A 10728-nucleotide genomic window follows, 5' to 3' on the forward strand; every position below is an offset into this window, starting at 1 on the left:
TTTAATTCCAACGGAGAAAGCCATGTCCAATAAAATATCCTTATTCACTACCTTACTGGTTTGTTTGCTTGGCACGCATGCCAAAGCCGCCGAGGTGGTTGAGGTATCGTTTGATGCCTTGCCCGCGGCCGTTAAAAGTACCACGCTGGGTATTATTGACAAAACAAGTATCAGCAAAATATCGCAAGTTAATGACAACAACTTAATCCGCTTTGAGCTGGAAGCCGACAAAACCGAGAACGATAAATCGGTTACCAAACTGGATCTAGTCATCGCAGCCAACGGCAAGTTGATGAAGCTGGCGAGGGAAGTGCCGTATTTCAGCTTGACTTACCCACAGATGCAGCAGATAGAAAAACGCTACCCAGGGATTAAAGTCACCGAAGCCGAATCGGTGGATATTCATTTCTTTGATGTGGTGGGTGATATGGCGGGTAAGCCGATAAAATTCCGGCTCTATGAAGACGGCTTAATTGAAGATCAATCCAAACCGTAGGAGGCATCCGATGTCCGGGCATAACAACTCGCATCTGCTGGTGAAAATCCTACTGCTAGGTGGTGTACTGGCGGCACTGGTTTATCTGTTTCATCCCGATGTAGGTCAATTTAATCTGATGATCAACGGTCGGCCGGTGGCCGAGCCATTGTTCCGGCTGGCTGCCATTCCGGCGCTGCTGCTGGTGATGCTGTTCATCGGCATACTCAGTGCGCTGGCGATGTTGGGGGTGGGGATGCTGATGTTTATTGGCGTACTGGGATTTGCCCTGCTGGGAATTTTGATCGTTGCGCCTTATTTTTGGCCGGTATTGTTGCTGTTTTTAATGCTGCTTTTGATCCTGTCGCCAAATAGTCGCTAATCCTGCCGGGGGATGTGTATTTCCGTAACTCGGCGGATTAGTTAATTCATTACCTATGGCACTCCGCGCAGCACGTATAATTGTCGCATGCAAATAGATCAAACCGCCGCATGAACACCACCCTGATTCAAATGACCGTGCTGATGTTGTGCGGAGCCGGTTGGCGATTGTTTCCATTACGGGGCTTATCGGCGGATCAAACCCGCTTGGCGCTGACCAGCGTGGTTTATTACTTCCTTTTGCCGGCCATGGTGCTGGAGGTGTTATGGAAAGCCGATATCGGCTGGCAATCGCTCAAATATAGTGCCCTGGGCTGTTCCACCATCGCCTTGGGGATTGTATGCGGCTGGTTGGTTACCAAGCTGTTCAAATTTAAAAATCCGCAGGCCGGCGCGGTGATTCTGGCGGCGGCTTATCCTAATGTCACCTACCTGGGCTTGCCGGTGTTGGAACAAACCTTTGGGCCTTGGGCGCGTTCGGTGGTGATTCAGCTGGATTTGTTTGCCGCCGCACCGATGGTGTTCACTACCGGCATAGCCCTGGCCGGTTATTACGGAGCCAATCCGAATGATAAACCTAAATCGGCACTAGGTTTTTTCAATGCTCCGCCATTTTGGGCGGCGGCCTTGGCGGTGATTTTAAATTTGAATCATATCGACGCACCGTTTTGGCTGGCGGGTTTACTGCAAAAGCTTTCGGCGGCAGTGGCGCCGCTGATGATTTTTTCCTTAGGTCTGGCTTTAAGTTGGCAGGCCATTCGCTTCAAGAATTTGCCTTATATTTTGCCGATCATCGCGCTGAAGTTGCTGCTATTACCTTGGGCGGCCATGCATATCGCCGATGTGGTGCAATTACGCGAGCAGTTTAAAGCTGCCGCAGTGCTGGATCTGGCCATGCCCAGCATGGTATTGGGCGTGGTGTTATGCGACCGCTACGGCTTGGATAGTTCCTTGTATGCAACGGCCGTGACGATGACTACAGCCCTGAGTCTATTGAGTTTGCCTTTTTGGTTTAGCGTGTTATGAAAGCGATTGCGGAAATTTTTTCTCAGGGCGAAGAGGTGGTTAGCGGTCAAATCGTGGACAGCAATGCTGCCTGGCTCTCGCGGCATTTAAACGAACTGGGTTTTACGGTTAAGCGCCATACGGCGGTAGGCGACAGGCTGGAGGACTTGGTGAGTTTGATCAAGGAGATTGCCGCCCGCGCCGACTGCTGTATTTGCACGGGCGGCTTGGGGCCGACCTGCGACGACTTGACGGCGGAAGCAGTCAGTATCGCCACCGGTCAGGCTTTGCAATTGGATGACGTCGCTCTACGGCGGATTGAAGCCTATTTCGCTCAGCGGCAGCGGCCGATGCCGGACATAAATCGCAAACAGGCCTATTTCCCGGAACAAGCGCTATGCATCGATAATCCGGCCGGTACCGCCCCCGGATTTTCAATGCGGATTCAGCGTTGCTGGTTCGTGTTTTTGCCGGGTGTACCGTCGGAAATGCAGACCATGTTCGTTACGGTGCGTGAACAATTATTGGCTCGATTTAGCTTGCAGCCCGATCGTCTGGCGACTTTGCGCAGCATCGGCATCGGCGAGTCGGCGATTCAGCAATGTCTGGCAAGCCTGGCATTGCCGGAAGGCGTACAACTGGGCTTTCGAGCCGCGAAGAACGAAGTTCAGACCAAGCTGTTGTTTCCGGCCGGTTTTTCGCAAAGCGCGCTAAGGGACTGCGTGCAACAGGCGGCAGGCTTAATCGGCGATTACGTGTTTGCCATCGATGGTTTGGAAGATGGGCAAGGCGGCGACTTGCTGACGGTGATCGATCGCGGCATGACGATAAAAAATCACCGGTTGGCGGTATTGGAAACCGCCAGCGGCGGCGCGTTGGCGGCCAAATGCCAGGGACGGGGTTGGCTGGAAACGGCCCTGATCGCCAAAAATGTTACCGACGCAAGTCGGCAATTAGCTATCGAACCGGATAGCGATGAAGACTTGGCCAAAACGGCTGAATGTTTGGCAAGTCGTTTAATGCGGTTGCAAGGCGTCGATTTTGCCTTGATTCAGCTTTTTCAGGGTTCGCGGGACGATTATCAGCAAAAGGATATGCCTATAACCCTTTATAATTGCCTACAAACCGGCGCCGGTGTATTTCATCGTCAACAGACCTTAAGCGGCGCCGCCCAAACCAAACAAAATCAGGCCGCTTTATTAAGCCTGGACCTACTCAGACGCACTTTACAAAACAAATGCCTTTAATCCGCTTAACCAACGTTGCCATTGCTTTCGGTACTCACGCGCTGCTCGACAACGCCGCTTTTCAACTCGACGCCGGCGAACGGGTCGGTCTGCTGGGCCGCAACGGCGAGGGCAAGTCCACGCTCATGAAGATCATCGCCGGCGATATCCATGCCGATCACGGCGAAATCTGGCGGCAGCCCGAACTACGGCTGGCCTGGTTGGAGCAACAGCCCAATCTGAATCTGGATGACACCCTATACGAAGCCGTGGCCGGCGGCTTGGGCGAATTGGGTCGCTTAATCGCCCGTTATCACGAATTGCTGACCCACATGGACGGCAGCGACCAGTCATTGCAAGCCTTGGGCGATGTTCAGCACAAACTGGAAGCCGGCAATGGCTGGGAATTTCAAACCCGGGTGGAAGCAATTTTGAGCAAGCTGCAATTGCCGGCCGACGTCAAGGTCGGCAGTTTGTCAGGCGGCTGGAAGCGTCGGGTGGCGCTGGCGCGAGCCTTGGTGATCGATCCTGAAGTATTGCTGTTGGACGAACCGACCAATCATCTGGATTTCGAAAGCATCGCCTGGCTGGAGGAACAGTTGTTGAGCTTCCAGGGCGCGGTGCTGTTCGTCACCCACGACCGGGCCTTTCTGCAAAAACTGGCCACTCGTATCATCGATCTGGATAGAGGTCAGCTGACTTCCTGGGCCGGCAATTATCAGGATTACTTGGTACGCAAGGCTGCCGCGCTGGATGACGAAGCCAATCAAAACGCTGAATTCGACAAGAAACTGGCCAAGGAAGAAGTCTGGATCAGGCAAGGCATCAAGGCCAGACGCACCCGCAACGAAGGCCGGGTCAGGGCCTTGAAAAAATTGCGCTCAGAACGTGCCGAGCGCCGTAATACCCAGGGCACCACTAAATTAAGCCTGAACAAGGGCGAGACCTCCGGCAGAAAGGTGGTGGAAGCCATCGATGTCATCTTCGACTACGGCGACAAAACTATCATCCGGGATTTTTCGATTCGCATCGAACGCGGCGACAAAATCGGTTTGCTCGGCAACAACGGCGCCGGCAAATCCACGCTGTTGAAATTACTGTTGGGACAGTTGGAACCCACGTCCGGCAGCATCGAATTAGGTACTAACTTACAGATTGCTTATTTCGATCAGTTACGGGAACAACTCGACCCCGATATTTCAGTGGCCGATAGTGTGCTGGACGGCGGCGAGTTTATCGATTTGCCCGGCGGCAAACGCCATGTGATGAGTTATCTGGCCGATTTTTTATTCGCGCCCGCCCGGGCCCGTTCGCCGGTCAGAAGTTTGTCCGGCGGTGAGAAAAACCGCCTGTTGCTGGCGCGTTTATTTACCAAGCCAGCCAATTTAATCGTGATGGACGAACCGACCAACGACCTGGATTTGGAAACCCTGGAAATCCTGGAGGAAAAGCTGGTCGAGTATCAAGGTACCTTATTGTTGGTCAGCCATGACCGGGAGTTTCTGGATAACGTCGTCACCAGTGTCTTGGTGTTCGAGGGCGAGGGTAGAGTCGGCGAATATATCGGCGGTTATGCCGATTGGTTTGCCTTATCCGAGCGCAATAAAAAGTCCGAGGCCGACGCCGTCAAAGCCGCCGAACAGGCCGTTAAAAAAGACAAACCGAAAACGGCTACAGTCAAGAAACTCGGTTTCAAGGATCAGCGTGAATTGGAGCAATTGCCGGAACGCATTGAGCAACTGGAAAGCCTGCAGGCTGAGTTGACCGCGAAAATAGCGAGCGGGGAGTTATACAAACAAAGTCCCGAGGTCGTGGCGGCTACATTGGAACAACTGAAAACGACGGAAGCGGAACTGACGCAAGCGTATGCGCGGTGGGATGAATTGGATGCTATGCAGGGCTGAGCGGGCATGGCCGGGTAGAGTCGGGTGTAATTGGGCAAAGGTGGAGCGTTAGCTTTTGCTGTGCGCAAAACCTTTTTGCAGGACACCTTGTTGGTAATACTTGGCGATGTCGATATGGTAATCCTGGGCTTTGATGATGCCTCTAATAGTCAATAGATTGCCTTGCTCGTCCAGTTCCATGTCAGCCAGATTAATGATTTTTTCCGGCACGGGCTGCAAGCCCTGATCCAGCAGGATGATGATTTTTGGACGCAGCCTCACCAGTTCGTTGACTTCAACCACGATGGCGATGGAGCCGTTCGTCATCGCTACGACGCAACCCGGCGGATATACGCCCAGTGCTTCGATGAATTTGACCACCAAGTTTCCATCAAGTTGAGTGCCGCACAGGTCCGACATAATGGCGGTAGCCTCAAGGTGGGTTCTGCCTTTTTGGTACACCCTGTCGCTGGTAATGGCGTCATACATATCGGCTATCGTCACAACGCGGGTGAACAGCGGGAGTTGTTTATGGTTGAGTTTGTTGGGATAGCCTTTTCCGTCCAGCGTTTCATGATGCGAATGTGCAGAGTCTATCGCGCCACGATACATGTCCTGGCTGGATTTAAGCAGTTCATAGCCTAACGAGGCATGCGAACGCATGATGACCATCTCATCCGGTTCCAATTTGCCGGGCTTGTTGAGGATGTGTAGCGGCACCAGCATTTTGCCCATGTCGTGCATCATGCCGCATAGGCCGACATTATTCAGATTTTCTATCGAAAAATTGATATGTCTGCCCAGCACAATGGATAACACGCAAACGTTCAAGCTATGTTGGGCTGTATATTCGTCTTTGTTTTTAAGTTGATTGAGCCATAAAAACGCGTCCGGCGAATGCAAAATGCTATTCACGCACTCGGCTACAGCGGCCTTGGCGGTCTTGGTGTCTACGCCTTCTCCTCGGGCAATATGTTCCATTATGTCGGATACCAGTTCGTCGACGCGTTTGTGAACAATTTCCGCGTTGTCGATTTCCTTGTCGAAGCGGCTGAGTTTCGGGGGCGGAGGGCCGAAGTCGATATTGGTGTCGATTATCGGTGGTTCGGTTTTATCTAATTTGTGCGGGCGGCGTTTGCGATCTCTAGTGGTGTCTATGTAAACGAAATTGCAGCAGTCTTTTAGCTGCATAATCTCGTTTTCATTTTTAATTTCAAAGCCTTGGAATAGAAATGGGCTGTCCAGCCAGGGGCGATCCAGCTCAATAACATACATGCCTATCGCCAATTGATTTACCGGTGTATAGACGCGTTCCGGTACGCTGTATTTGACGATATCGTTGATGCGTTTTACTTTCTTTTTCCGGAAAGGCCAGAGATATTTTAATAACATATTAAAATGTAAGAAATTCCTGATTGAAAGTCTACCATTTATTGATTTTTTGGCTAAAAAGTGTTGAAAATTCTTACGTGCGACAAGGTGTATCCGAGTTGGATAAGGCTAACATATATGATCTAGGTAAGCTATTTGGCATGATCGATTTTGTGTATCAATCCGGCATATGCATCACGCTTTTTAAGGGTAAATATCACTAGCCGTGTAATGGCGGGCTTATTTTTAATGGATTACGTTTAGGGTCTGGCTGGCAAAAGTATCTCGCTCTGCTCAGCCCTGAACCGTTTGAATTGAATAAAATAATATCACCGATCATCGGCAAGGTAGAAATTAATGGTCAAGGCCGTTCGGCAGTGCCGGCGAATGCTTTCTTAAATGAGGTTTGCGGAAAGATTACGCCTTATAATGTCCCGGTTTATTTATCAATGAGGAGTGTATATGTCTATTAAAAAAATGGTGGATCTTGACTTGGCTGGTAAGCGCGTATTGATCCGGCAAGATTTAAATGTACCTGTGAAAGACGGCAAGGTTACCAGTGACTTACGCATTCAGGCTAGCGTCCCCACTGTTGAGGCAGCGCTGGCGGGCGGTGCGGCTGTCATTTTGATGTCGCATTTGGGACGTCCAACAGAAGGCGAGTACGATGAAGCCTCCAGTTTGCAACCGGTGGCCGAGCGTTTCTCCAAGTTGCTGGGTCAGCCTGTGCGATTGGTAAAGGATTGGCTGGATGGCGTGGATGTAAAGCGTGGCGAGGTAGTGTTGTGCGAAAACGTCCGCTTCAACAAAGGTGAAAAGAAAAACAGCCCCGAGCTCGGTAAAAAGATGGCGGCGCTCTGCGATATTTTCGTGATGGATGCGTTTGGTACAGCTCATCGTGCGGAAGCTTCAACGCATGCCGTCGCCGAACATGCGGCCGTGGCGTGCGCCGGTCCGTTATTGGCCGCCGAATTGGATGCATTGGGCAAGGCATTGAAAACTCCGCAAAAACCGTTGGTCGCTATTGTGGGCGGTTCAAAAGTGTCGACCAAACTGACCGTTTTAGAATCCTTGTCCACCAAAGTGGATCAATTGATTGTGGGTGGCGGTATTGCCAACACCTTTATTGCCGCGGCCGGTTATGGGGTGGGGAAATCCTTATACGAAGCGGATTTGATTGATGAGGCAAAACGCTTGATGGCTGCCGCCAAACTGCGCGGAGCAGAGATTCCGGTACCCGTTGATGTCGTTTGCGCTAAAGAATTCTCCGAAACCGCGGAAGCGACAATCAAAAATGTGGCGGATGTGGCTGAAGACGATCTGATTTTGGATATTGGCCCTGAAACCGCTAAACAATATGCGGAAATCCTCGCCAAAGCCGGTACTATTGTGTGGAATGGTCCTGTCGGTGTATTTGAAATAGACCAGTTTGGTGAAGGTACCAAAGCTGTAGCCATGGCGATTGCCGAAAGCCCAGCGTTTTCGATTGCTGGCGGTGGTGATACCTTGGCTGCCATCGACAAATACGGCATTGCCGACAAAGTCTCCTACACCTCAACGGGTGGTGGCGCTTTCCTGGAGTTTTTGGAAGGCAAAGAATTGCCGGCAGTATCGGTATTGATGGCTCGGGCCTAGAGCCTCGCCGGCTTTATAGCGTGTCTGGCAAAATGATTAAACTAATGATTTGACATAATAAATTTAAAATGTATAATAGCTAAATCAATCGCGGGGTGGAGCAGCTTGGTAGCTCGTCGGGCTCATAACCCGAAGGTCGTAGGTTCAAATCCTGCCCCCGCTACCAGACAAATTAAGGACTTATGAGAAATCGTAAGTCCTTTTTTTTTGCCTGTAGGTTTCATGTAATCGCTTTGTAGGCACATTACGGGAACGAATATCAACGTCTACTAGCGTGATACACTTTTTACGCAAAGAAATCCGCAAATCCTCTGGCGTAAGTGGCTTTCGGTTATTCTCACCGCCGCTTTAAATCCTTCTTTACCAAATATCAAGCGCAGCAACAAGCGGCAATAGACCAACCCAGTCGACCAAATTCTCAACGACAGGCGGTTTTAATAAACCATTCACTGTGTCATTGGTTGAAATATCAACCAAAACATATTGCAGATAAGATCAGAACGCAGATATATCGCCATCTTAAAATAGGCCCGGAAATTGCTTTTATCCTGCTGCGAGTGTTGCTGCTTAGGTCGCTCGCATGTGTGACACTTTGAAGCACGGACGCGCTTACTAAAAACCGGCTGGGTTTGATCTCCAGTCACTCAACTAGTCGGTTTTTTTTCAGTTACCGGTCGAACTGCCGACTGCTAAGATCAGTCGGCTCCTTTTGTAAATTACATCCGTTTCGAGACGCATATTGTTTTTATGTGCACTAATGAACAGACCCGCTGTTCGTTTTAGAATACCTTTATTGGGGCCGGTTGCGTAGTGCAACTCCCCCCCGCAGCTCTACTGCACATAAAATGCGTAACCGGCACCTCAATAAATAACCCAAAAGCAGGTGTCAGCGGTCTCAAATTGGCTGAGACATTCTAATGCAATACTGTCAAGTTAGGGTTAAGCGCCTAACTACCGGTGCAAACTGGAATCGCACACTTGCTCTTGAACAGCTCTGCACGATAGATGCTTACCGGCGCGACGCCGCCTATCCGTGGGTTGGCCGGATTTATCTGGTCGATTATCCGTTATTGAAACGGTTTTACCCATCAAGATTTCGGTTTCATCGACCATGTCATCAACAAAAAAGCCGAGCTTGTGCGGGTTTAGCCGCCGGATGCGAATTGTCTGTTGTCGGTCATGGATCATGGTCCGCGCAACCGACGGCTTTGAAAATTCGGGAGGTCAATGTCGTCGACCTGATGAAGCTGCAAGCCCAGAGCGGACATCCACACGGTTTAAGCGCCCCGAATTTCGACGCGCTGTTTACCGCCGATTCACCAACCGCTGCAACATGCGCGCGCGTGGCTACAGGGAGGAAAGCGCAATCAGCACGCCTTTCGACACTCGGCGCCTTCCACCGTTTGCGGCAGAACGGCATGGACAAGGAAGCTGTTCAATGTGATTTCGGGCTACAAAGCGCTGGCAAAGGCAAAAAAGCCTCGGCGCGCGAAATGACGATGCTGTGGCAAATCATAAAAGCCGCCGCGCTTAAAATAGCGGAACCGAGCCCATGTACTGAATGTTCTTAATTCGCGGACAAAAAATGCAGCACATCGCTCAGCGGCCGTTCAATTGGAGGTATCAAGATGAAAATAACTGTCAAAGATTTCCAGGTGCCGGAAGGCGAAAAGGTCAAACTCGACAAGTGGCCGACGCTGGTGGAAGCTGTTTATAAATCTAAGAAGAAGTATCACAAAATTCTCGAAGCACATGTGCAGGAACTGAGCTCGCTGCAACGTCTACACTACGCTTCCAATCGTTATGCTGTGCTGCTGATTTTTCAGGCTATGGATGCCGCCGGAAAAGACGGCGCCATTCGGCATGTCATGTCCGGGGTCAATCCACAAGGTTGCCAGGTGTTCAGCTTTAAACACCCGAGCGCGACCGAATTGGATCACGACTTTTTGTGGCGCACCTCCCAGTGTTTGCCGGAACGCGGCCGAATCGGTATCTTTAACCGCTCCTATTATGAAGAGGTGCTGATCGCTCGCGTGCATCCGGAAATCCTGCGCAGCCAAGGTTTGCCGGATGAATTGCTGAATAAATCCATTTGGCGGCAGCGATATCATTCTATCGTAGACCTGGAGAACCATCTTTATCGCAACGGCACGCGTATCATCAAGTTTTTCCTTCACCTTTCCGAGGAAGAACAGCGTAAGCGTTTTCTGGATCGTATCGACGAGCCCGAAAAAAACTGGAAATTCAGCGTTGCCGACATTGAGGAAAGAAGCTTCTGGAAGCAGTACATGCAAGCCTATGAGACCTGTCTGAGCGCAACCAGTACCAAAAACGCGCCCTGGTATGTGGTGCCTGCCGACGACAAGAAGAACACCCGGCTGATTATTTCCCAGATTATTCTCGATACCTTCAAGGCGCTCAATATGAACTATCCGGAAACCTCTTTAAAACGCCAGCGGGAATTGTTGGCTATCCGCAAACAACTTGAGCAGCAAGCTTGAGAAAGTGGTTGTGGTTCTAACGACTTGGCCGACATTAACGTCCCAATTTTGCCCAAAGTCTAAAGGGCGGAATGCGCACTTTAGCTTGCAAACAAGTTGCCCTGGGCAAGCTAAAGCCTGCACTAGCGCTGCGAAACCTTGGAAACGATGCGGTAGCGAGTGAAGGTTGAGTAGTCCCTGGAAGCCGTAGCGCCGGGCGGTTTTTCGACTAGAAAAACTGCAAGGCATCGCGAAACGGCGTCGAGTCATGG

Annotated in this window: 10 protein-coding genes and 1 tRNA gene; 10 read left to right on the forward strand and 1 reads right to left on the reverse strand. The window is 50.8% G+C overall.

Annotated features, from left to right (window positions below; genetic code table 11):
* Positions 1-22 precede the first annotated feature (22 nt).
* From M0R33_RS17635 to M0R33_RS17655, 5 genes are all read left to right on the forward strand, one after another.
* Positions 23-496, forward strand: a complete 474-nt coding sequence (locus M0R33_RS17635) for a hypothetical protein (RefSeq protein ID WP_292572269.1) — start codon at positions 23-25, stop codon at positions 494-496.
* A gap of 10 nt (positions 497-506) precedes the next feature.
* Positions 507-857: a hypothetical protein gene (locus tag M0R33_RS17640; protein WP_292572271.1), complete on the forward strand. Its 351-nt coding sequence runs from the start codon at positions 507-509 to the stop codon at positions 855-857.
* A gap of 110 nt (positions 858-967) precedes the next feature.
* Positions 968-1882 (forward strand): AEC family transporter, encoded by a 915-nt coding sequence (locus M0R33_RS17645; protein ID WP_292572273.1) that lies wholly within the window; start codon positions 968-970, stop codon positions 1880-1882.
* The gene (locus tag M0R33_RS17650) at positions 1879-3108 is read left to right on the forward strand and encodes a molybdopterin-binding protein (RefSeq protein WP_292572275.1); all 1230 of its coding nucleotides are present in this window, start codon (positions 1879-1881) and stop codon (positions 3106-3108) included. Before M0R33_RS17645 ends, M0R33_RS17650 begins: the two co-directional genes overlap by 4 nt.
* Entirely contained in the window at positions 3099-4991 is a 1893-nt protein-coding gene (locus M0R33_RS17655) for an ATP-binding cassette domain-containing protein (protein WP_292572277.1), read from the forward strand. Before M0R33_RS17650 ends, M0R33_RS17655 begins: the two co-directional genes overlap by 10 nt.
* A 48-nt stretch (positions 4992-5039) precedes the next feature.
* On the opposite strand, the gene M0R33_RS17660 is transcribed toward M0R33_RS17655, so the two are convergent.
* On the reverse strand, positions 5040-6362 hold the full coding sequence (locus tag M0R33_RS17660; RefSeq protein WP_292572279.1) for an HD-GYP domain-containing protein: 1323 nt from the start codon (positions 6360-6362) through the stop codon (positions 5040-5042).
* A 441-nt stretch (positions 6363-6803) separates the two neighbouring features.
* On the opposite strand from M0R33_RS17660, the gene M0R33_RS17665 reads away from it, so the two are divergent.
* The 5 genes from M0R33_RS17665 (at position 6804) to M0R33_RS17685 (ending at position 10477) form a co-directional block, all read left to right on the forward strand.
* On the forward strand, positions 6804-7976 hold the full coding sequence (locus tag M0R33_RS17665; protein WP_292572280.1) for a phosphoglycerate kinase: 1173 nt from the start codon (positions 6804-6806) through the stop codon (positions 7974-7976).
* 89 nt (positions 7977-8065) lie between these two features.
* Positions 8066-8142: transfer RNA gene (locus M0R33_RS17670), tRNA-Met, on the forward strand.
* Between the two features lie 938 nt (positions 8143-9080).
* Entirely contained in the window at positions 9081-9125 is a 45-nt protein-coding gene (locus M0R33_RS17675; RefSeq protein ID WP_292572289.1) for a hypothetical protein, read from the forward strand.
* A gap of 14 nt (positions 9126-9139) precedes the next feature.
* Positions 9140-9547: a hypothetical protein gene (locus tag M0R33_RS17680; RefSeq protein ID WP_292572282.1), complete on the forward strand. Its 408-nt coding sequence runs from the start codon at positions 9140-9142 to the stop codon at positions 9545-9547.
* A 57-nt stretch (positions 9548-9604) separates the two neighbouring features.
* Positions 9605-10477, forward strand: coding sequence for an ADP-polyphosphate phosphotransferase (locus tag M0R33_RS17685; protein ID WP_292572284.1), 873 nt, complete (start codon positions 9605-9607; stop codon positions 10475-10477).
* Positions 10478-10728: the final 251 nt, after the last annotated feature.

The organism is Methylomonas sp. (assembly GCF_023228165.1).
Classification (GTDB): domain Bacteria; phylum Pseudomonadota; class Gammaproteobacteria; order Methylococcales; family Methylomonadaceae; genus Methylomonas.